This is a genomic window from Oerskovia sp. NPDC060338 (genome assembly GCF_042726295.1).
Lineage (GTDB): Bacteria > Actinomycetota > Actinomycetes > Actinomycetales > Cellulomonadaceae > Oerskovia > Oerskovia merdavium.
On sequence record NZ_JBHXCQ010000011.1, the window covers coordinates 88,371 to 110,257 of the forward strand.

At 71.9% G+C, this 21,887-nt stretch carries 20 protein-coding genes and 1 tRNA gene; 5 read left to right on the forward strand and 16 right to left on the reverse strand.

What is annotated here, in order from left to right:
• Nucleotides 1-209 precede the first annotated feature (209 nt).
• The 11 genes from ACFWGN_RS14500 to ACFWGN_RS14550 all read right to left on the reverse strand — a co-directional run bounded on the left by ACFWGN_RS14500 (nt 210) and on the right by ACFWGN_RS14550 (nt 10,205).
• Nucleotides 210-283, reverse strand: a tRNA-Pro gene (locus ACFWGN_RS14500).
• A gap of 379 nt (nt 284-662) precedes the next feature.
• Nucleotides 663-2,249 carry a ribosome biogenesis GTPase Der gene (gene der, locus ACFWGN_RS14505; RefSeq protein WP_191805785.1) on the reverse strand — a complete coding sequence of 529 codons (1,587 nt, stop codon included), beginning with the start codon at nt 2,247-2,249 and terminating at the stop codon, nt 663-665.
• Between the two features lie 73 nt (nt 2,250-2,322).
• Nucleotides 2,323-3,024 carry a lysophospholipid acyltransferase family protein gene (locus tag ACFWGN_RS14510; protein ID WP_377617716.1) on the reverse strand — a complete coding sequence of 234 codons (702 nt, stop codon included), beginning with the start codon at nt 3,022-3,024 and terminating at the stop codon, nt 2,323-2,325.
• Nucleotides 3,021-3,815, reverse strand: a complete 795-nt coding sequence (gene cmk / locus ACFWGN_RS14515; protein WP_318244676.1) for a (d)CMP kinase — start codon at nt 3,813-3,815, stop codon at nt 3,021-3,023. Before cmk ends, ACFWGN_RS14510 begins: the two co-directional genes overlap by 4 nt.
• Nucleotides 3,812-4,174 carry a chorismate mutase gene (aroH, locus tag ACFWGN_RS14520; RefSeq protein WP_056651607.1) on the reverse strand — a complete coding sequence of 121 codons (363 nt, stop codon included), beginning with the start codon at nt 4,172-4,174 and terminating at the stop codon, nt 3,812-3,814. Before aroH ends, cmk begins: the two co-directional genes overlap by 4 nt.
• An 88-nt stretch (nt 4,175-4,262) precedes the next feature.
• Entirely contained in the window at nt 4,263-5,207 is a 945-nt protein-coding gene (locus ACFWGN_RS14525) for a pseudouridine synthase (protein ID WP_191805783.1), read from the reverse strand.
• Nucleotides 5,204-5,998: an SMC-Scp complex subunit ScpB gene (gene scpB, locus ACFWGN_RS14530; protein ID WP_191805782.1), complete on the reverse strand. Its 795-nt coding sequence runs from the start codon at nt 5,996-5,998 to the stop codon at nt 5,204-5,206. Before scpB ends, ACFWGN_RS14525 begins: the two co-directional genes overlap by 4 nt.
• A gap of 7 nt (nt 5,999-6,005) precedes the next feature.
• A complete protein-coding gene (locus ACFWGN_RS14535; protein ID WP_377617898.1) occupies nt 6,006-7,103 on the reverse strand; it encodes a segregation and condensation protein A in 1,098 nt (365 codons plus the stop codon).
• Nucleotides 7,096-7,923, reverse strand: coding sequence for an AAA family ATPase (locus tag ACFWGN_RS14540; protein ID WP_318244677.1), 828 nt, complete (start codon nt 7,921-7,923; stop codon nt 7,096-7,098). Before ACFWGN_RS14540 ends, ACFWGN_RS14535 begins: the two co-directional genes overlap by 8 nt.
• Nucleotides 7,924-8,123: 200 nt before the next feature.
• Complete coding sequence (xerD, locus tag ACFWGN_RS14545) at nt 8,124-9,155, reverse strand: site-specific tyrosine recombinase XerD (RefSeq protein ID WP_377617718.1); 1,032 nt, start codon at nt 9,153-9,155, stop codon at nt 8,124-8,126.
• Between the two features lie 51 nt (nt 9,156-9,206).
• Nucleotides 9,207-10,205, reverse strand: coding sequence for a heme o synthase (locus ACFWGN_RS14550; RefSeq protein ID WP_318244675.1), 999 nt, complete (start codon nt 10,203-10,205; stop codon nt 9,207-9,209).
• 414 nt (nt 10,206-10,619) lie between these two features.
• Between ACFWGN_RS14550 and tkt the strand changes: the two genes are divergently transcribed.
• From tkt to pgl, 5 genes are all read left to right on the forward strand, one after another.
• The gene (gene tkt, locus ACFWGN_RS14555) at nt 10,620-12,782 is read left to right on the forward strand and encodes a transketolase (protein ID WP_354505865.1); all 2,163 of its coding nucleotides are present in this window, start codon (nt 10,620-10,622) and stop codon (nt 12,780-12,782) included.
• 96 nt (nt 12,783-12,878) lie between these two features.
• Nucleotides 12,879-14,012 carry a transaldolase gene (gene tal, locus ACFWGN_RS14560; RefSeq protein WP_377617720.1) on the forward strand — a complete coding sequence of 378 codons (1,134 nt, stop codon included), beginning with the start codon at nt 12,879-12,881 and terminating at the stop codon, nt 14,010-14,012.
• 172 nt (nt 14,013-14,184) lie between these two features.
• A complete protein-coding gene (gene zwf, locus ACFWGN_RS14565; RefSeq protein ID WP_056651600.1) occupies nt 14,185-15,726 on the forward strand; it encodes a glucose-6-phosphate dehydrogenase in 1,542 nt (513 codons plus the stop codon).
• A gap of 67 nt (nt 15,727-15,793) precedes the next feature.
• Complete coding sequence (gene opcA, locus ACFWGN_RS14570; protein WP_056651597.1) at nt 15,794-16,711, forward strand: glucose-6-phosphate dehydrogenase assembly protein OpcA; 918 nt, start codon at nt 15,794-15,796, stop codon at nt 16,709-16,711.
• Nucleotides 16,708-17,487, forward strand: coding sequence for a 6-phosphogluconolactonase (gene pgl, locus ACFWGN_RS14575; RefSeq protein WP_377617722.1), 780 nt, complete (start codon nt 16,708-16,710; stop codon nt 17,485-17,487). Before opcA ends, pgl begins: the two co-directional genes overlap by 4 nt.
• Before the next feature lie 118 nt (nt 17,488-17,605).
• On the opposite strand, the gene ACFWGN_RS14580 is transcribed toward pgl, so the two are convergent.
• The 5 genes from ACFWGN_RS14580 to gap form a co-directional block, all read right to left on the reverse strand.
• Nucleotides 17,606-17,956: an RNA polymerase-binding protein RbpA gene (locus ACFWGN_RS14580; RefSeq protein ID WP_056651591.1), complete on the reverse strand. Its 351-nt coding sequence runs from the start codon at nt 17,954-17,956 to the stop codon at nt 17,606-17,608.
• A gap of 75 nt (nt 17,957-18,031) precedes the next feature.
• A complete protein-coding gene (secG, locus tag ACFWGN_RS14585; protein ID WP_056651589.1) occupies nt 18,032-18,274 on the reverse strand; it encodes a preprotein translocase subunit SecG in 243 nt (80 codons plus the stop codon).
• A gap of 262 nt (nt 18,275-18,536) precedes the next feature.
• On the reverse strand, nt 18,537-19,334 hold the full coding sequence (gene tpiA, locus ACFWGN_RS14590; protein ID WP_377617725.1) for a triose-phosphate isomerase: 798 nt from the start codon (nt 19,332-19,334) through the stop codon (nt 18,537-18,539).
• A gap of 43 nt (nt 19,335-19,377) precedes the next feature.
• Nucleotides 19,378-20,577 carry a phosphoglycerate kinase gene (locus ACFWGN_RS14595; protein ID WP_191805773.1) on the reverse strand — a complete coding sequence of 400 codons (1,200 nt, stop codon included), beginning with the start codon at nt 20,575-20,577 and terminating at the stop codon, nt 19,378-19,380.
• A gap of 130 nt (nt 20,578-20,707) precedes the next feature.
• Entirely contained in the window at nt 20,708-21,712 is a 1,005-nt protein-coding gene (gene gap / locus ACFWGN_RS14600) for a type I glyceraldehyde-3-phosphate dehydrogenase (RefSeq protein ID WP_377617726.1), read from the reverse strand.
• Between the last annotated feature and the right edge of the window lie 175 nt (nt 21,713-21,887).

A 21,887-nucleotide genomic window follows, 5' to 3' on the forward strand; every position in this document is an offset into this window, starting at 1 on the left:
GCACGCGCCGTGGATCTGCCCAGGGTGCGGGACGCGGGCGGCGGAGGACTGCCTCGACATCGGGCGTTGGTCGCCGGCCGGGCTCACGCCTGAGCTGCGGGCCCGTGTCGCCCACGCGGGGTGATCGCTCGTCGCCCGGGCTGTGCACCTCGACCACGTCCGGATACGACGAGAGGCTAGGAATCGTTGCGATTCCTAGCCTCTCACTGTCGGGCTGACAGGATTTGAACCTGCGACCCCTTGACCCCCAGTCAAGTGCGCTACCAAGCTGCGCCACAGCCCGTGAGCCCCGGAGGGCTTCACCAGCCCTTCAGGGCCGAGAGAAACAATACCCCACTTTGGGCGTGCTCCGTGCATCGTCGCTGGTGAGTGGCCTGGATCACGCGTTCTCGGCCGGCTCCCACGGCCCGTACAGCCCGTTCCGAGCCGCCGCCCAGCGCATCGACAGCACGCCTCCAGCGGCCGGTCGGTCAACACCCAGCCCTCGCCCCAGGTCGTCACGCCACCACCACGAGCACTTCGCCGTCCCCCGACCACCCCAGACCACCCCCAGAACGCCCAGAAGGGCCGCACGCGCCTTCCGGCACGCACGGCCCTCCCGTGGATCGCTCGACGCCCCCACGCGCCCTGCTAGAGCCCGCCAGGGGCCCGCAGGACGAGCGTCAGCGCTTGCGCTTCTCGCGCACACGCACCGAGATCTCGATGGGCGTGCCGTCGAACCCGAAGGTCTCGCGCAGACGACGCTCGATGAAGCGGCGGTAGCCGGCCTCGAGGAAGCCCGTCGCGAAGATCACGAAGCGCGGCGGGCGCGTGGACGCCTGGGTCGCGAACAGGATGCGGGGCTGCTTGCCGCCGCGCAGCGGGTGCGGGTGGGCTGCGACGAGCTCGCCCAGGAACGCGTTGAGGCGTCCCGTGGGGATGCGCTTGTCCCAGGACTCGAGCGAGCGCTCGAGCGCGGGCACCAGACGGTCGGTGTGCCACCCGGTGCGGGCCGACACGTTGACGCGCGGGGCCCACTGGACCTGGACGAGGTCTTGCTCGATCTCGCGCTCGAGGAACGGACGACGGTCCTCGTCCATGAGGTCCCACTTGTTGTAGGCGATGACGAGGGCGCGGCCCGCGTCGACGACCTGGGAGATGACGCGGGTGTCCTGCTCGGTGAGCGGCACCGAGGCGTCCACGAGCACGACCGCGATCTCGGCCTTCTCGATCGCTGCCTGGGTGCGCAGCGAGGCGTAGAAGTCGGCGCCCTTGGTCTGGTGCACGCGGCGACGGATGCCCGCGGTGTCGACGAACCACCACGGGATCCCCTTGAGGAGCACGAGCTCGTCGACCGGGTCGCGCGTGGTGCCGGCGACCGAGTCGACGACGACGCGTTCCGAGCCCGCGACCTTGTTGAGGAGCGACGACTTGCCGACGTTCGGGCGCCCGACGAGCGCGACGCGGCGCGGGCCGGAGGGCAGGACGACCGCGTGCTCGGACACGAGCGGCAGCGCCTTCATGGCGGCGTCGAGCAGGTCACCCGTGCCACGGCCGTGCAGGGCCGAGACGGGGTGCGGCTCGCCGAGCCCCAGGCTCCACAGCTCGGTCGCGTCGGACTCGCCGCGCGCGCCGTCGACCTTGTTGGCGCACAGCACGACGGGCTTGCCCGACTTGCGCAGCAGGCGCACGACGCGCTCGTCCGTGGCCGTGGGGCCCACGGTCGCGTCGACGACGAACACGACGGCGTCCGAGAGCGCGATCGCGACCTCGGCCTGCTCGGCGACGCGCGCCTCGATGCCGGCGACGTCGACCTCCCAGCCGCCCGTGTCGACGAGCGTGAACTGGCGCCCGGCCCACTCGGCCGGGTAGGAGACGCGGTCGCGCGTGACGCCGGGCTTGTCCTCGGTCACGGCCTCGCGGCGGCCGAGGATGCGGTTGACGAGCGTGGACTTGCCCACGTTGGGGCGTCCGACGATCGCGAGGACGGGCAGGGGCGCCGGAGGGGCTTCGCCGTCCAGGTCCTCGCCGTCGGCGGACAGGAGCGCGAGGTCCTCGTCGCCGAGCTCGTAGTCGGCGAGGCCGGCGCGCAGCGAGCGCTCACGGCTGTCGTCGTCCTGCTCGTCGCCCTCGACGGGGACGAACGGATCGGTGGTCTCTTCAGGCTGCCCGACGACGTCGCTCGCCTGGTCGATCGTCTCACCGGGGGTCTGCGACACCTCGTCGAGGGATGCCTGGGCATCGGGCTGTGCGTGGTCGGGTGTGGTCATGGGGACCATTCTCCCAGCAACCGGGCAGTTCTCCGAACGAGGAGCCCGCGCGACACGCCCGGAGTGCACGACGTCACGTGGACGGGGCGTCTCCGCTTCCGGGCCGCTCGGGCCCGTCGACCGGCAGCGCGATGCCCGAGCGGTCCACGGCGGCCGTCACGAGCGTCGCGAGCGCCGACCGGATCTGCTCGTTCGCGGCGTCCAGGGCGGCCTTGCCGCGCACGCCGTCGGGCCTCTCGACGACGACGGGCGCTCCGAACTCGACGTACAGGCGGCGGCGGAACCCCGGGACCCGGCTCAGCCGGTCGCCCGTGCGGCGCGTGCCCAGCACCGCGACGGGCACGACAGGTGCGTGGCCGTTGAGCGCGAGCCAGGCCACGCCCGCGCGCGCCGAGGTCGCGTCGCCACGGCCGCGGTTGCCCTCGGGGAACACGCCCACTCCCCCGTCGCGGCGCAGGACCGCGAGCGCCGTCACGAGGGCTGCGCGCCCGCCGGTCCGGTCGACGGGGATCTGCCCCGCCGCGCGCAGGACCCACCCCACGGGCCCGACGAACATCTCCTCCTTGACGAGGACGTGCAGAGGGCGGGGCGCGACGCCCAGCACGAGCGGCCCGTCGACGAGCCCGGTGTGGTTGGCCGCGAGGAGCACGGGCCCGGTGGCCGGGACGAGGTCCGCCCCGACCACCCGGGTGTCCCAGATCACGCGCGCGAGGAAGCGCCCCACCCAGCGGGACCAGGCGGGCCCGGCGGGAGAGGGGACGTGCGGGGTGCTCACCGAGCGGGCCCCTCGCCCCCCGTGCCGGCGTCGGGCCCCGTCGCTGCGGTGGCCAGGACCTGCTCGACGACGTCGAGCACGGCCTGGATCGTCTGCTCGAAGTCGAGGTCGGACGAGTCGACGGTCACGACGCCGTCGGCGGCGACGTGGAACTGCGAGACGGTCGAGTCGTCGCGGTCGCGGCGCAGGACCTGGTCCTTTGTCGCCTCGACCGCGGCCGCGTCGGCGGCGCCGTGGACCTCGAGCGAGCGGCGCGCGAGGCGGGCCTCCTCGCTCGCGGTGAGGAGGATGCGGGCGTCGGCGTCGGGGGCCACGACGGTCGTGATGTCGCGGCCCTCGGCCACGATGCCGCGTCCGCCGGAGAACGACGTCCCGGCCGACTCGACCGAGGACTCGGCCGCGATGATCGCGCGCTGCAGGCGGCGCAGCTCTGCGCGCACCGCGAGGTTGGTCGCGACCGCGCTCACGGCCGTCGAGATCTCGGTGGTCCGGATCGCCTCGCCCACGTCGGTGCCGTCGACGTGCACGGTGGGCGCGGCGGGGTCGATCCCCATGACGAGCGGCATGACGTCGACGGCCGCGGCCACGGCGGCCTGGTCGGCCAGGTCCACCTGTTCCTCGAGGCACCACCAGGTCGCGGCGCGGTACATGGCGCCCGTGTCCAGGTAGGCGGTGCCGAGGCGGCGCGCGACGGCGCGCGAGACGCTCGACTTGCCCGAACCCGAGGGGCCGTCGATCGCGACGACGATCCCGTGCGAGGCGGCTCGGGTCCCGGCGCTGTCCCCGCTCACTGGGCCAGGTCCTTGCGCAGCGACGTGGCGCCGTGCAGGTACACGTGCTGGACGTCGGCCCGGGGGACATCGAGCTCGGCGTGCGCCATGAGGCGCACGACGCGGGGCAGCGCGCCGGGCACGCCGATCTCCACGGCGCACATGAGGGGCACGTCGCCGAGCCCCATCTCGCGGGCCGCCGCGGCCGGGAAGTCGGCCACGAGGTCGGGCGTGCACGTGAAGAAGATCGAGATGAGCGACGCGGTGTCGACCTCGTTGGCGTCGAGGACGGCCTGGACGAGCTCGCGCGTGCGCTCGAAGAGGTGCTCGCGCTCGTCGACGTCGAGCTGCGTGGCGCCCCGGATGGCCCGGACGGGCATGGGTACTCCTTCGTACGGGAGGGTCGGGTCGAGAGGAGGCCGACCCGGGCCCGCGTGAGGACGCGGGCTCGGGACGGCGGGAGGCGTGCTAGAGCCCGACCTCGCTCATGAGGGTGCCGAGCTCGGTGCGGCCCAGGACGCGGGTGGCGCCGGGACGCAGGTTGCCCAGGTGGATCGACCCGATGCGGGTGCGCACGAGCCGGGTCACGGGGTGGCCGATCTCCTCGAACATGCGGCGCACGATGCGGTGACGCCCCTCGTGCAGGACGACCTCGACCATGCTGGCCTGCGGGGTCGTGTCGACCACGCGGTAGCGGTCGACCTTGGCCGGCCCGTCCTCGAGCTCGATGCCGTGGAGCAGCTTGTTCGCGACGTTGCCCGCGACGCGGCCCTCGACCGAGACGAGGTAGGTCTTGGAGACCTCGTACTTGGGGTGCGAGAGACGGTTGGCGAGCTCGCCGTCGTTCGTCAGGAGCAGCAGGCCCTCGCTGTCGGCGTCGAGACGCCCGACGTGGAAGAGGCGCTCGGGGCGCGTCGCGACGAACTGCGTGAGCGCGGGGCGCCCCTCGGGGTCGTGCATCGTGGAGACGACGCCCAGCGGCTTGTTGAGCGCGATCGTCACGAGCGACTGGTCGAGCTGGATGCGCATGCCGTCGACGTGGATGACCGCGGTCTCGGGGTCCACGCGGACGCCGAGCTCGCGCACCAGGACGCCGTCGACCTCGACGCGGCCCGCGGCGATCAGGTCCTCGCACGCGCGGCGCGAGCCCAGGCCCGCGGTCGCGAGGACCTTCTGGAGGCGCACGCCGTCGGCGACGTGCACGTCCGGCTGGGGACCCTTGGGCGCGACCGGGCGGCGCGGCGGCTTGCTCTTGCCCGCCTGGGCGTCGCCGGCCCACCCGCGGCCCGCCCCGGTGCGGGGGGCCGAGGAGCGAGGTGCGCCCGACCGTCCGCCCGGTCGACCGGTGCCCGAGGTGTTCTCGGACCGCTGTCCTCGGGCGGCCGGACGGCCACCCTCGCGTGCGCTGCTCATGATGTTCCTTCGTCGTTCGTGCTGGGTCGAGCGTCGTCGGGCAGGGCCGGCGACCGCGGCTGTGCGCGGTCGCTCCCACCCTCGGACGCTCCGAGTGTGCTGTCCGCGGCGTCGAGGATGGAGTCGACGTCCGGCAGGTGCGGCGCGAGGGCGGGGAGCTCGTCGAGGGACGAGAAGCCCATGCGCTCCATGAAGTATCCCGTGGTTCCGTACAGGACCGCACCCGTCGAGGGATCCTGGCCGACCTCCGCGACGAGTCCGCGGGTCGTCAGCGTCCGTACGACGCCGTCCACGTTCACGCCGCGCACGGCCGAGATCTGGCCGCGCGTGACCGGTTGACGGTACGCGATGACGGCGAGGGTCTCCAAAGCGGCCTGCGTCAGGCGCGCGGTCTGGCCCTCGAGCAGGAAGCGCCCGACGACGTCGGCGAACACGGGCGCGGAGTAGACGCGCCACCCGCCGCCGGCCTGGCGGAGCTCGAACCCGCGGGGGCGCCCACCGAGCTCACCGCGGTACTCGGCCGCCAGCTCGGCGAGCAGGTCCTCGACCTCGCGCTGCGGGAGACCGAGCGCCGTGGCGAGCTGCACCGCGGGGATCGGCTCGTCGGCGACCATCAGGACGGCCTCGAGGGCTGCGAGCGCCCCGCCCGGGACGTGGGCGACGTCGAACGACGGCTCGTCCGGCTCGGCGCCGGGGGCAGCGGGCCCTCCGGTCGGGGATCCGGGTCCCGCGTGGTCGTCGTCCTGGTCGCCCGCGCGGGCGACCGGGGTGTCGACGGTGTCGTACGTCATGCTCTCCTCACTCATGCTGTGGTCCGGCCGTGCCTGGTCCTGCCCCGTCGTGGGGCGGTGCCGCGTGGGCGTCGAGCTCGTCGAACTCACCGCCCACCTCGTCGAGCACGGCACCGAGCACCGCGTCGGGTGCTCCGCCGTCGTCGCCGGTGGCCCCGTCGCCCGTGGCGCCGGTCCAGCGGACCGTGAGCTCGCCGAGCGCCTCGACCTGCTCGAACGCGACGAGCCCCTCGCGGAAGAGCTCGAGGAGGGCCAGGAAGCGGGCCACGACGACGATCGTCTCGCCCGCGTCGGCGACGAGCGTCCGGAAGGACGCGGCGCCCTCGCGGCGCAGGTGCCCGACGACGATCCCCGCCTGCTCGCGCACGCTCACCGCGGGCGCGTGCAGATGGGTCAACGACACCCCCGGCGGGGGCGCCTTGGGTTCGAGGGCCTTGGCCGCGAGCGCCGCGAGCTGGTCGGGCCCGAGCTTCCACACGAGCTCGGGCAGCAGGGCCGCGAGGTGGGGCTCGAGCTGGACGACGCGCGGGAAGCGTCGCCCCTCGGTCGCGAGCCGCTCGGCGATGACCGCCGAGACCTGCTTGTACGCGCGGTACTGCAGGAGGCGGGCGAACAGGAGGTCGCGGGCCTCGAGGAGCTCGAGGTCCTCGGCGCTCTCGACGTCCCCCGTGGGCAGCAGGCGCGCTGCCTTGAGGTCCAGGAGCGTCGCGGCCACGAGCAGGAACTCGCTCGCGGTGCCCAGGTCCCAGCCGGGGTGCGCGCCTCGCCCGCGCCCGCGGCGAGACGAGGCGCCTGCGGGCGAGCCGCCGTCGGGACCGTGCCCCTCCGAGCGCTCGGCGCGCGCCGCCGCCTCGGCCTCGCGCGCGAGGCGTTCGGCCGTGCGGATGTACGCGATGAAGTCGTCGGTCACCTGCGCGAGCGCGATCTCGGTGATGTCGAGCTTGTGCTTGGCGATGAGCGAGAGCAGCAGGTCGAACGGGCCCGAGAAGTTCTCGAGGTGCACCTCGAAGGCCGGGTTGCCGTACCGGTCCGTGCTCGGCGGTGGGGGCGCCGGTTGCTCCTGCGCGTGAGCAACCGGGGCGGTTGCCTGCACGGTGTCAGGCAGCGTCGCCACGGGCGACCAGCTCGCGGGCGAGCTGACGGTACGCCGTCGCCCCCGGGTGGGTCGGGGCGTACACCGTGATGGGCTCGGCGGCCACGGAGGCGTCCGGGAACTTCACGGTCCGCCCGATCACGGTGTGCAGCAGCTTGTCGCCGAAGGCCTCGTGCACGCGGGCCACGACCTCGCGCGAGTGCAGCGTGCGCGAGTCGAACATGGTCGCGAGGATGCCGTCGATCTCGAGGCGCGGGTTGAGCCGGTCGCGCACCTTCTCGATGGTCTCGACGAGCAGGGCCACGCCGCGCAGCGCGAAGAACTCGCACTCGAGCGGGATGAGCACGCCGTGCGCGGCCGTGAGCGCGTTGACCGTGAGCAGGCCCAGCGAGGGCTGGCAGTCGACGAGGATCACGTCGTACTCGTCGAGCACGGGGCGCAGGACCCGCGACAGGACGGACTCGCGCGCGACCTCGCCCACGAGCTGGACCTCGGCCGCCGACAGGTCGATGTTCGCGGGGAGCACGTCCAGGTTCTCGACGTTCGTGGGGACGATGACCTCGCGGATGTCCGCACCGCGCTCCATGAGCAGGTTGTAGACCGTGCGGTCGAGCTCGTGCGGGTTCACGCCCAGGCCCACCGAGGCGGCGCCCTGCGGGTCGAAGTCCACCAGGAGGACCCTGCGGCCGTACTCGGCCAGCGCGGCGCCCAGGTTGATGGTCGTGGTCGTCTTGCCGACCCCACCCTTCTGGTTGCACATCGCGATGATGCGGCCGGGGCCGTGCGTGGGCAGCACCTCCGGGACGGGGAAGTCGGGGACGGTGCGCCCCACGGGATCGACCCGCGGGAAGCTGTCGGGCGCGACGTCCGCACCGCCGTCGACGACCCCGGGTCCCGCACCGACGCGCGCGTCGAACGGTTCGGTGGCGTCCTGTGTCTCGCTCGGGGCCTGGCTGCTCACGTCGGCCACGCTACCCCAGCGTCCCCGCGAGGACGCGAGCACGCGCCGGAGTGGCGCGATCCGGCGCGACGTCAGCCGAGCGCGCGCGGGTGCGCCGAGGCGTACACCTCGCGCAGCGTGTCCCGGGTCACGAGCGTGTAGATCTGGGTCGTCGTCACCGAGGCGTGCCCCAGGAGCTCCTGGACCACGCGCACGTCGGCGCCGCCCGCGAGCAGGTGGGTCGCGAACGAGTGACGCAGGGTGTGCGGCGAGATGCGCTCGGGGTGCTCGAGCCCGGCGCGCTCGGCCGCGGTCCGCAGCACCGCCCACGCGCTCTGGCGGCTCAGCCGGGCACCGCGCGTGTTGAGGAAGACCGCAGGCGTGCCCCGGCCCGTCGCGGCCAGCGCGGGCCGAGACCGCACGAGGTAGGCGTCGAGCGCGCGCACCGCGTACGAGCCCACGGGCACCACGCGTTCCTTGCCCCCCTTGCCGAACAGGCGCACCGCCCCGGTCTCGAGGTCCAGGTCGTCGACGTCGAGGCTCACGGCCTCGGAGATGCGGGCGCCCGTCGAGTAGACGAGCTCGAGCAGCGCGCGGTCGCGCAGCGGCCCCGGCCCCTCCCCCGCCCCGGCGGCCTCGAGGATCGCCTCGACCTCGTCGGTGGAGATCGCCTTGGGCAGCCGCTTGCCCTGTGCGGGCGGGCGCACCTCGGCCGACGGGTCGGCGCCCGTGTGCCCCTCGAGCGCGCAGAACCGGTGCCACCCTCGCACCGCGGCCAGCGACCTCGCCGTCGACGACGGCGAGAGGAGAGCGGCGCCGTCGGACCCCGTGCGGACCGTGGTGACGTACTCCGCGACGTCCGCCGCGCTCACCTCGGCGGGCTCGGTGCGGCCGCGCGCCGCGAGGTACGCGGCGTAGCGGGCCAGGTCGCGCCGGTAGGCCGCGACCGTGTTCGGGGAGAGCCCGCGCTCGACCGTGAGGTGCGCGAGGTACTCGCGCACGGCGCGCTCGAGCGCGGCGGGCAGCGGTGGAGCCGGGGGCGTGGCGTCCGGGGCGGCAGGGGCGTGGGGACCGTCCGAGGGCCCGACGGCGAGCATGGGCTCTCCGTCGGCGACGCGCGTCATCGCGCGTCGGCTGCTCGTCGGACGGTCATCCCGTGCGTCCCGGCCCGACCGTCAGAAGGGGAGGAAGACGTCGACCGCGACGGCGACGAACAGCAGGGTCAGGTACGTGATCGAGGCGTGGAACACCTTCATGGCCCCGAGCTTGCCCTTGGTCGGGTCGTTGGCGCGGCGCAGCATGGTGATGCACAGGGCCAGGAACCAGGCGCCCAGGCCGATCGCGACCACGCCGTAGACCCACGTCATGGGGGCGAGCCACCACAGCGCGAGCGACGAGGCGATCATCGCGACGGTGTAGCCGATCATCTCGCGCGCGACCTTGCGGTTGTCGGCGACGACAGGGAGCATCGGCACGCCGGCGTTGGCGTAGTCCTTCTTGAACTTGATCGACAGCGGCCAGTAGTGCGGCGGCGTCCAGAAGAAGATCACGAGGAACAGCGCGACCGCGGACCAGCTGAGCGAACCGGTGACCGCCGACCAGCCGATGAAGACCGGCATGCAGCCCGCGATGCCGCCCCACACGATGTTCTGGGGCGTGCGGCGCTTGAGGATCATGGTGTAGCCCACGACGTAGATCGCGATGGCCGCGAACGTGAGCCAGGCCGAGGGCGCGTTGACGAGCCACGCGAACCACACGAGCGCGATCACGCCGAGCGCGGTCGCGAAGACCAGCGCAGCGCGCGGGGAGATCTCCCCGGTGACGAGCGGGCGCCGCTTGGTGCGGTTCATGAGCTCGTCGATGTCACGGTCGATGTAGCAGTTGAAGACGTTGGCGGACGCGGCCGCCAGCGTGCCGCCGACGAGCGTCTTGACGACGAGCCAGAGGTCCGGGAGCCCACCCTGGGCAAGGATCATGGTGGGCAGCGTCGTCACGAGCAGGAGCTCGATGATGCGCGGCTTCGTCAGGGCGACGTACGCGCCGATCGTGCTGCGGACCCCCGCGACGGCATGGCCGTCCGTGGAGACCCGGGCCTGCCCGGCGACCGGGGAGGTCGCGGCAGGGCGAGACGGGATACCCGTCTCGTCGATCGGTGCCTGGCTCGTGGTGTGCACGCGCTTCGGTGTTCCGTTCTGGCGAGGAATGCTGGGGGGCGTCGTCCGGCAGCCGGTGCGTGTCTGCTCCGACCCGCTGGACATCCGTCCCATGCTACGTCGCCCGTCCTCTCGGCGCCGCCCTGCCCGCCCGAACAAAAGTGTGAGATCCGACCGAAATCCACGAGATGGTCGCGCGACGTGCCCGCTCGGGGCGCACGTATAGGCTGGGCGGAGCAACCGACGGCCTGGTGCCCTGGTGCGACCCGAGGCGACCTGACCTCGCGGTGCGCACCGTCGCGACCGGCCGGTCCGCCGCTCCGCCCTCGGTCCCCCTGTGAGTCACCGGGTGCGCGCGAAGGAATAGTTCAACGGTTGATCCGAGTTGAATCGACGAAGATCCGGGGCGCAGACTCCGGACGGGAAAGAGGTCCGGTGAACGCGTTCGTTCCTGCCAACCAGCCCCTCGAGTGGTCCCCCCTGGACGACCAGGCTGTCAAGACCATCAAGGCTCTCGCGGCCGACGCCGTCGAGAAGGTCGGCAACGGCCACCCTGGGACGGCGATCTCGCTGGCTCCCGCCGCGTACCTGCTCTTCCAGAAGGTCATGCGCCACGACCCGGCCGACTCGCACTGGGTCGGTCGCGACCGCTTCGTGCTCTCCGCGGGCCACTCGTCGCTGACGATCTACCTCCAGCTCTTCCTCGCCGGCTACGGCCTGGAGATCGAGGACATCGAGGCGCTGCGCACCTGGGGCTCCAAGACCCCCGGCCACCCCGAGTACAAGCACACCAACGGTGTCGAGATCACCACGGGCCCCCTCGGCCAGGGCCTCGCCTCCTCGGTCGGCATGGCCATGGCGGCCCGCCGCGAGCGCGGCCTGCTCGACCCGTCGACCGCACCGGGCGAGAGCCCGTTCGACCACCACGTGTACGTCATCGCCTCGGACGGCGACCTGCAGGAGGGCGTGACCTCCGAGGCCTCGTCCCTCGCGGGCCACCAGCAGCTCGGCAACCTCATCGTGATCTGGGACGACAACAAGATCTCGATCGAGGACGACACCGACATCGCGTTCACCGAGGACGTCCTCGCGCGCTACGCGGCCTACGGCTGGCACACCCAGAAGGTCGACTGGACCCAGGGCGGCACGGGCTACGCGGAGAACGTCGACGAGCTCGCAGCAGCCGTCGCCGCGGCCCAGGCCGAGACCGGCAAGCCCTCGATCATCGCGCTGCGCACGATCATCGGCTGGCCCTCGCCCACCAAGCAGAACACCGGCGGCATCCACGGCTCGGCCATGGGCGCCGACGAGATCCGCGGCCTCAAGGTCGAGCTCGGCCTGGACCCGGAGAAGTCGTTCGACGTCTCGCCCGAGGTCCTCGCCTACACGCGCGCCGTCGGCGAGCGCGGTGCCGAGCTGCGCGAGCGCTGGGACACCGCGTTCGAGGCCTGGAAGATCGCGAACCCCGAGGGCAACGCCCTCCTCGAGCGCCTCACGGCCCGCGAGCTCCCGGCCGGCTGGACCGAGTCGCTCCCCACGTTCGAGGCCGGCAAGGACGTCGCGACCCGCGCGGCCTCCGGCAAGGTCCTCTCGGCGCTTGCCGACACCCTGCCCGAGCTCTGGGGCGGCTCGGCCGACCTCGCGGGCTCGAACAACACGACCATGGACGGCGAGCCGTCGTTCGTCCCGGCCGAGCACGCGACCAAGAAGTTCCCGGGCCACGAGTACGGCCGCACGCTGCACTTCGGCATCCGTGAGCACGCCATGGGCTCGATCCTCAACGGGATCGTGCTGCACGGCGGCACGCGCGCCTACGGCGGCACGTTCCTCACCTTCTCCGACTACATGCGCCCCGCGGTCCGCCTCGCGGCCCTCATGGAGATCCCGTCGACGTTCGTCTGGACGCACGACTCGATCGGTCTGGGCGAGGACGGCCCCACGCACCAGCCCATCGAGCACTTCGCCGCGCTGCGCGCTATCCCGGGCCTCGACGTCGTGCGCCCCGCGGACGCCAACGAGACCGCGTGGGCGTGGCGCACGATCCTCGAGCACGACGACCGCCCGGCGGGCCTCATCCTGACCCGTCAGAACGTCCCGACGTTCCCGCGCGGCACGGACGGCTTCGCGGACGCCTCGGGCACCGCGAAGGGCGGCTACGTGCTGCTCGACACCGAGGGCACGCCCGACGTGATCCTCATCGGCACGGGCTCCGAGGTCCAGCTCGCGGTCGAGGCGCGCGAGCAGCTCGCCGCCGACGGCATCGCGGCCCGCGTGGTCTCGCTGCCCAGCCGCGAGTGGTTCGACGCGCAGAGCCCCGAGTACCGCGAGAGCGTGCTCCCGGCGGCCGTCAAGGCCCGCGTCTCGGTCGAGGCGGGCATCGCCCAGGGCTGGCGCGACCTGGTCGGCGACGCCGGCCGTTCCGTGAGCCTCGAGCACTACGGCGCGTCCGCGGACTACAAGATCCTCTACCGCGAGTTCGGGATCACGTCGGAGGCCGTCGCCTCGGCCGCCAAGGAGTCCATCGAGGCGGCCCGTACGGGCGCCGCACCGGGTGGAGAGGCCATCCCCTCGGTCGGTGGCACTGGCGACCAGCGCTGACCATCCGTAGATTCCAGGAGGGGGCGGCTTCCGTCCGCCCCCTCCTGGGACGTCCGTGAGGACGGCCGCCAGACGACGAGAGGGAGAATCGTGTCCGTGCACCACAGCGCAGCACCAGCACCCGTCCGCGAGCTGTCGGAGGCAGGTGTCTCCATCTGGTTGGACGACCTCTCCCGAGAACGACTGCGCAGCGGTGGGCTCGCCGACCTGATCGGCTCGCGAGCCGTCGTAGGCGTCACGACGAACCCCACGATCTTCGCGGGCGCGCTCGCCAAGGGCGACGCCTACGACGCCCAGCTCGCCGAGCTGGCCGCGGCCGGGACCGACGTCGAGGCCGCGGTCGAGCGCATCACCACGGACGACGTGCGCGCTGCGGCCGACGTCCTGCGCCCGGTCTACGACGCGACCGACGGCGTCGACGGCCGGGTCTCGATCGAGGTGGACCCCCGCCTGGCGCGAGACGCCGACGCCACCGTCGCGACCGCCGTCCGCCTGTGGCAGACGGTCGACCGCCCCAACGTCCTCATCAAGATCCCCGCCACGGTCGAGGGCCTCGACGCGATCGAGCGCACCCTGGCCCAGGGCATCAGCGTCAACGTGACGCTCATCTTCTCGCTCGAGCGCTACCGCCGCGTCATGGACGCCTTCCTGTCCGGGATCGAGCAGGCGAGGTCCGCCGGGCACGACGTGACGCACATCGCGTCCGTCGCGTCCTTCTTCGTCTCGCGCGTCGACGCGGCGGTCGACACGGCGCTCACCGCGATCGGCTCGCCCGAGGCGCTCGACCTGCGCGGACGTACCGCGATCGCCAACGCGCGGCTCGCCTACGAGGCCTACGAGCAGGTCCTCCAGAGCGACCGCTGGCGTGCCCTCGCCGCGACCGGCGCCCACCCGCAGCGCCCCCTGTGGGCCTCGACGGGCGTCAAGAACCCCGAGTACCGCGACACCCTCTACGTCGACGAGCTCATCGCCCCCGACGTCGTCAACACGATGCCGCAGGCGACGCTCGACGCGTTCGCGGACCACGGTGTGGTCCTCGGGAACACCGTCGCGGGCACCTATACCGCGTCCCGCTCGGTCCTCGAGACCGTCGAGTCGTTCGGCGTCTCGCTCGCCGAGGTGACCGAGCGGCTCGAGGTCGAGGGCGTCGAGAAGTTCGAGACCAGCTGGTCCGACCTGCTGGCGACCGTCGCGGACGGGCTCGCCCGGGCCGGCGGCGCACCCGCATGACGCGGGCACGCTCCCTGCGCGCCGGGGGTGCCGGCACTGCTGTCGCGGCCCCTGCGGCACCGATCGTGGACGCCCCGCGACGGCCTCTCACGTACCACCTAGGCTTCACCTCGGTCCGCAGGACGGACCTTTCGACCATTCCAGCCCACGCCGACGAGAACGGTGACATCAGTTGAGACCGGCAAAGATCAGCGCAGAGCACAACCCGCTGCGCGACCCGCGTGACCTTCGACTCCCCCGCATCGCCGGGCCCAGCGGCCTCGTGATCTTCGGCGTCACGGGCGACCTCGCCCGCAAGAAGCTCATGCCCGCCGTGTACGACCTCGCCAACCGCGGTCTCCTGCCGCCCGGCTTCGCGCTCACGGGCTTCGCCCGCCGCGACTGGGAGGACCAGGACTTCGCCAAGGTCGTGCGGGACGCCGTCGAGCAGTACGCGCGCACCCCGTTCCGCGAGGCGACCTGGAAGCAGCTCGCCGAAGGCATCCGGTTCGTCCAGGGCGAGTTCGACGACGAGCAGGCCTTCGAGCGTCTGCGCACCACGGTCGAGGAGCTCGACAAGGAGCGCGGCACGGGCGGCAACCACGCGTTCTACCTCTCGGTCCCCCCGAGCGCGTTCCCCCTGGTCTGCGAGCAGCTCTCGCGCTCCGGGCTCTCGCGCTCGGGCGAGGACGCGTGGCGCCGCGTGGTCATCGAGAAGCCGTTCGGCCACGACCTGACGAGCGCGCGCGAGCTCAACGACGTCGTCTCCAAGGTGTTCTCGCCGGACTCGGTCTTCCGCATCGACCACTACCTGGGCAAGGAGACCGTCCAGAACATGCTGGCGCTGCGGTTCGCGAACCAGCTCTACGAACCCATCTGGAACGCGAACTACGTCGACCACGTCCAGATCACCATGGCCGAGGACATCGGCATCGGCGGCCGCGCGGGGTACTACGACGGGATCGGCGCGGCGCGCGACGTCATCCAGAACCACCTCATCCAGCTGCTCGCGCTCACCGCGATGGAGGAGCCCGTCTCGTTCGACGCCGAGTCGCTGCGCGCCGAGAAGCTCAAGGTGCTCTCGGCCGTGCGTCTTCCGCGCGACCTGGGACGCCACACCTCGCGCGGCCAGTACTCGGCCGGGTGGCAGGGCGGCGAGGAGGTCGTGGGGTACCTCGAGGAGGACGGCATCTCGCCCGAGTCCACGACCGAGACGTTCGCCGCGATCCGCGTCGACATCGACAACCGCCGCTGGGCCGGGGTGCCGTTCTACCTGCGCACGGGCAAGCGCCTGGGCCGTCGCGTCACGGAGATCGCCGTCGTGTTCAAGTCGGCGCCGCACCTGCCGTTCGAGTCGTCGGCCACGTCCGAGCTCGGCAAGAACGCGCTCGTGATCCGGGTCCAGCCCGACGAGGGCGTCACGATCCGGTTCGGCGCCAAGGTCCCCGGGACCGCGATGGAGGTCCGGGACGTCACCATGGACTTCGGCTACGGCCACGCCTTCACCGAGTCCTCCCCCGAGGCCTACGAGCGTCTGATCCTCGACGTCCTCCTGGGCGACCCGCCGCTCTTCCCGAGCCACGAGGAGGTCGAGCTGTCCTGGAAGATCCTCGACCCGATCACGGCGTTCTGGGAGTCCAAGGGCGCCCCGGAACCGTACCGCTCCGGCACGTGGGGCCCGGCCTCGGCCGACGACATGATGGCCCGCGACGGTCGCACGTGGCGGCGTCCGTGACCGCGACCGCACCGATCTCCCGCCTGCCCCGGACCTCCGCCCGGACCTCGAACTGGAGCCCCACCTCATGATCATCGATCTCCCCGAGACGACGACCAATGCGGTCAACAAGCGCCTCGTGAAGCTGCGTGACGAGGGTGGCGCGGTCGCCCTCGGGCGTGTCCTGACCCTCGTGGTCCTGGCCGAGGAGGCCGACGTCGAGGACGCGGTCGCCGCCGCCAACGGCGCCTCGCGCGAGCACCCCTGCCGCGTCGTGGTCGTCGCGCCGGCCAACAAGCGCTCGACGGCGCGCCTCGACGCCCAGATCCGCATCGGCGGTGACGCGGGGGCCAGCGAGGTCATCATCCTGCGCCCCTCGGGCCCGCTCGTCGCGCACACCGACACCCTCGTGATGCCGCTCCTGCTCCCCGACGCCCCGATCGTCGCCTGGTGGCCCCGCGAGACGCCCGACAACCCCTCGGCGGACCCCGTCGGCCAGATGGCCCACCGTCGCATCACCGACGCCGTCAACGCGGGCAAGTCCCTCCAGACGCTCCAGCACCTGAGCAAGAGCCATCACCCGGGAGACACCGACCTCGCGTGGACGCGCGTGACCCTGTGGCGCGGGCTCATCGCGGCCGCGCTCGACCAGCCGCCCTACGAGTCCGTGACGGCCGTGGAGGTCGAGGGCGAGGAGCACCACCCCTCGGTCGACATCCTCGCGGCGTGGCTGGCCCAGCAGCTCCGGTGCCCGGTCCGGCTCGTCCGTCGGCGCGGGGTCGAGGGGATCACGAAGGTGACCCTCGAGCGCAAGGGCGGCGCCGTCGTCCTGTCCCGACCGGACGGGCGCATCGTGACCCTGACGCAGCCCGGCCAGCCGGACCGGCGCATCTCGCTGCCGCTGCGCCAGCTCGAGGAGTGCCTCACCGAGGAGCTGCGCCGGCTGGACCCGGACGAGGTCTACGGCGAGGTCCTCACCAAGGGCCTGGCAAGGATCGGCGAATGACGACCGACGCGGGGACCGAGGCCCGCGCGCACGGGGCGCGCCTCGTCGTCGTGCACCCCGACGCGGGCGTGCTCGCCGAGGCCGTCGCCTCGCGCCTGCTGACCCGCATCCTCGACATCCAGTCCGTGCGCACGCCCGTCCACGTCGTCCTCACGGGCGGGACGGTCGGCATCCGTTCGCTCGCGGCCGTCGCCGCGCACCCCGTGCGCGACGCGGTCGACTGGACCGGCGTGCACGTGTGGTGGGGCGACGAGCGCTTCCTGCCGACGGGCGACCCCGAGCGCAACGAGACGCAGGCACGCGAGGCCCTCCTCGACCACCTGCCGACCCTTCCCGCGCAGAACGTGCACGTCATGGCTGCGCCGGGCGAGGGCGTCGGGTCCCCCGAGGAGTCGGCGGCGCTCTACGCCGACGAGCTCTCGCGCTTCACGCCCGACGGCTCCGCACACCTCGCGTTCGACGTCCTCCTGCTGGGCATGGGGCCGGACGGGCACGTGGCGTCGCTCTTCCCGGGCAACGCAGGGCTCGCAGCCGAGGGAGCCGCGACGGGAGTCCACGACTCCCCCAAGCCGCCGCCCGAGCGCGTGTCCCTGACGTTCTCCGCGATCCAGGCAGCGCAGGAGGTCTGGGTCGTCGCCGCGGGCGCCGAGAAGGCCCCTGCCGTCGCGTCCGCCCTGGCCGGGGATCCCGTCGAGACCACGCCGGCTGCTGGCGCGGTCGGTACGCAGCGCACGCTGTGGCTGGTCGACCTGGCAGCGAGCAGCACCATCTCCTGAGGGCCGGGACCGTCGAGCGCTGGCCCGGCGGTCCCGGCCCCGGTCAGCACAGCACAGCGGGGCCCGTCCGATGATCGGACGGGCCCCGCTGTGCTGTGCTGACCGGCTGCGGCGAGCGCTAGCGGCGGCTACGACGGGCGCGGAGAGCGGCGAGCGCCTCGTCGAGGAGCGCCACACCGTCCTCGTCGCTGCGACGCTCCTTCACGTACGCGAGGTGCGTCTTGTACGGCTCGTTGCGCAGCGCGCTCGGCGGGTTCGCCTGGTCCTGCCCGCCGGGCAGCCCGCAGCGCGGGCAGTCCCAGGTCTCGGGCGTGACGATCTCCACCTCGGAGGAGAAGCTGGGGCGCGTCTCGTGTCCGTTGGCACACCAGTAGGAAACCCAGATGCGCGGGGCGACGTCGCCCCGTTCCGTCTCTCCGAGCGGGCCTGCCCCGACGCGAGACCCCTTGATAGCACTGCCACCAGCCACGACTTCACTCCCCCGACTTCCGACCGGGCCGCGAGCCGGACCGGTTCCACTTCCCTGCCGCCGTGGCGGCGAGGGTCAGCTGACCTTCTGGATGAGCCCCAGGAGGATGATCACGACGGTCCAGGTGATGGCGAACGTGATCGTGATGCGGTTCAGGTTGCGCTCGGCCACGCCGGAGCTGCCGGCGCTGCTCGAGATGCCGCCACCGAACATGTCCGAGAGGCCGCCGCCCTTGCCCTTGTGCATGAGCACGAGCAGGGTCAAGAAGCCGCTGGTGATGACCAGCAGGATCTGAAGAATGATGCGCAGCGCGTCCACGAGTACGTCCTTGGCTCTTTGGGTCCACGTCGAGAAGTCGAGAGGGACCGCACGGGTGTCCTGGACCGACCTGCGGGTGCAGGTGCGGCACAGAGGACAAGGGTAGGTGACGAGGGGCCGTTCCGACGAACCGTTCCGCACTGCGGGCCACGTCGCCCGGTCCAGCGGGGAACCGACGCCGGTCCGCCCGGCCGCGACCACCGCACGAGCGGTGGCCGCGCTGCCGGGTCGCGCGTGCGGCGCGACCCGGCAGCAGGGGGAATCAGGCCCCGGTCTGGTGCGACTGGAAGCGCGCGATCTTCGCGAACTCCTCGGGGTCGAGGCTCGCGCCACCGACCAGTGCACCGTCGACGTCCTGCTCCTTCATGAGCTCGGCGATCGACGACGACTTGACCGAACCGCCGTACAGGACGCGCACGGCGTCGGCGACCTCGGTCGAGTAGAGCTCCGCGAGACGGGCACGGATCGCGCCCGCGACCTCCTGCGCGTCCTGCGGGGTGGCGACCTCGCCCGTGCCGATGGCCCAGACGGGCTCGTACGCGATGACGACCTTGGCGGCGTCCTCGGCCGAGAGGCCCTCGAGCGCGCCGTCGACCTGCGCGAGCGTGTAGGAGACCTGCTCGCCCGCCTTGCGGATCTCGAGCGCCTCGCCGACGCAGATGATCGGGATCAGGCCGTGAGCAAGGGCCGCCTTCGACTTGGCGTTGACGAGCGCGTCGTCCTCGCCGTGGTACTGACGACGCTCCGAGTGGCCGATCGCCACGTAGGTCACGCCCAGCTTGCTCAGGAACACGGGCGAGATCTCGCCCGTGTAGGCACCCGAGACGTGCTGGGAGACGTCCTGCGCGCCGTAGGTCAGCTCGAGCTTGTCGGCGTCGACCAGCGTCTGGACGCTGCGCAGGTCCGTGTACGGCGCGAGCACCGTGACCTCGACGGCCGAGAAGTCGTGCTTGGCGTCCTTGAGGGCCCAGGCGAGCTTCTGGACCGTGTGGATGGCCTCCTGGTGGTCCAGGTTCATCTTCCAGTTGCCCGCGATGAGCGGGGTACGTGCATCAGTCATGGTGTGTCTACCTTCTGTGAGCCGTGAGGCTGCGGTGGTGGGGTCAGGCCTCGAGGACTGCGAGCCCCGGGAGGGACTTGCCCTCGAGGAACTCCAGGCTCGCGCCGCCACCGGTCGAGATGTGGCTGAATCCGGCCTCGTCGAAGCCGAGGATGCGCACGGCCGCGGCGGAGTCGCCGCCACCGACGATCGTGAACGCGCCGTTCGCGGTCGCGTCGACCAGGGCCTGCGCCACGGCACGCGTACCGCCCGAGAACGCCTCGAACTCGAAGACGCCCGCAGGGCCGTTCCAGACGACCGTCTTGGCGTCGACGATCTTGCTCGCGAAGAGCTTGGCCGACTCGGGGCCGATGTCCAGGCCGATCTTGCCGTCCGGGATCGCGTCCGCGGGCACGACCTCGTAGGGCGAGTCGGCGGCGAACGAGTCCGCGGCGAGGATGTCGGTCGGCAGGACGATCTCGACGCCCGCCTTCTCGGCGTCCGCGAGGTAGCCCTTGACCGTCTCGATCTGGTCCGTCTCGAGGAGCGAGTTGCCCACCGAGTAGCCCTTGGCCGCGAGGAAGGTGAAGACCATGCCGCCACCGATGAGCAGGCGGTCCGCCTTGGTCAGCAGGTTGGCGATGACACCGAGCTTGTCGGAGACCTTCGAGCCGCCGAGCACGACGACGTAGGGGCGGGCCGGGTCCTCGGTCGCCTTCTTCAGGGAGTCGACCTCCTTGAGGACGAGCTCGCCGACCGCGGACGGCAGCACCTTGGCGATGTCGTAGACCGAGGCCTGCTTGCGGTGCACGACGCCGAACCCGTCCGACACGTACGCGTCCGCGAGGGCTGCGAGGTCCGCGGCGAGCGACTCGCGCTCGGCGTCGACCTTCGAGGTCTCACGGGGGTCGAAGCGGATGTTCTCGAGCAGCGCGACCTCGCCGTCGCCGAGGGCGGCGACCGTGGCACGGGCGGACTCGCCGACGGTGTCGGCAGCGAGCGTCACCGGCGCGCCGAGGAGCTCGCCGAGGCGGGCTGCGACGGGGGCGAGGGAGTACTTGGCGTCCGGCTCACCCTTGGGACGCCCGAGGTGCGCGGTCACGACGACCTTCGCACCGGCGTCGGTCAGACGCTTGAGCGTGGGGAGCGCGGCGCGGATGCGGCCGTCGTCCGTGATGGTCGTCCCGTCGAGGGGGACGTTGAAGTCCGAGCGGACGAGCACGCGCTTGCCGCGCAGGTCGCCGAGGGAGTCGATGGTCTTCATGAGCACACTCCTGGTCTGAACAGGTCGAAACAGGTCACGTCACACATGACTGCGTCCGCGTGCATGGGCGGCCAACCGGGCCGGCCACGCACGCGGACGCAGAATTCACCTCACGTCGAAGAGACGGAGATCAGAGACGCACACCCACGTACTGCGTGAGGGCGACGAGGCTGTTCGAGTAGCCCCACTCGTTGTCGTACCAGGAGACGACCTTGACCTGGTTGCCCGAGACCTTGGTCAGCTTCGAGTCGAAGATGCTCTGGTGCGGGTTGGTCACGATGTCCGAGGACACGATCTCGTCCTCGACGTACTCGAGAACACCCTTGAGCGCGCCCTCGGCAGCAGCCTTGACCGCGGCGTTGACCTCCTCGACCGTGACCTCCTTCGAGGCGACGAAGGTGAGGTCCGTGGCCGAGCCCGTGATGACGGGGACGCGGAGCGCGTAGCCGTCGAGCTTGCCCTTGAGCTCGGGGAGCACGAGGGAGACGGCCTTGGCCGCACCGGTCGAGGTGGGGACGATGTTCTGCGCGGCCGCACGGGCGCGACGCAGGTCCTTGTGGGGGCCGTCCTGCAGGTTCTGGTCACCCGTGTACGCGTGGATCGTGGTCATGAGACCGTTCTCGATCCCGATCGCGTCGTTGAGCGCCTTGGCCAGCGGGGCGAGGCAGTTCGTGGTGCACGACGCGTTGGAGATGATGTGCTGCGTCGCGGGGTCGTACTGCTCGTGGTTCACGCCGACGACGAACGTGCCGTCCTCGTTCTTCGCCGGAGCGGAGATGATGACCTTCTTGGCGCCGGCCTCGAGGTGAGCCTTGGCCTTGGTCGCGTCGGTGAAGAAACCGGTCGACTCGATGACGATGTCCGCACCGAGCTCGGCCCAGGGCAGGTTCGCCGGGTCGCGCTCTTCGAGGGCGCGGATGGCCTTGCCGTTGACGATGATGTTGTTGTCGTCGAAGTCGACGCTCAGCGGGAAACGACCCAGGACGGTGTCGTACTTCAGCAGGTGCGCGAGCGTCTTGTTGTCCGTGAGGTCGTTGACACCCACGATCTCGATGTCAGCCCCCGACGCAATGATGGCGCGGAAGAAGTTACGTCCGATACGACCGAAGCCGTTGATACCGACGCGGATGGTCACAATGCCCTCCTCAGGGCGCGCCGGTGTTCCCGACGCACACGGTTGATGCCGAACGATCACGTACTACGGCGTACGTAGGTGGTGAACGGCGAAGTACTCCCCCACTGAATGCCTGACGGCGTGATCCCGGGAACTCGGAGCCTCAGCGACAGCTGCGACTCAAAGGGTCCCGAAG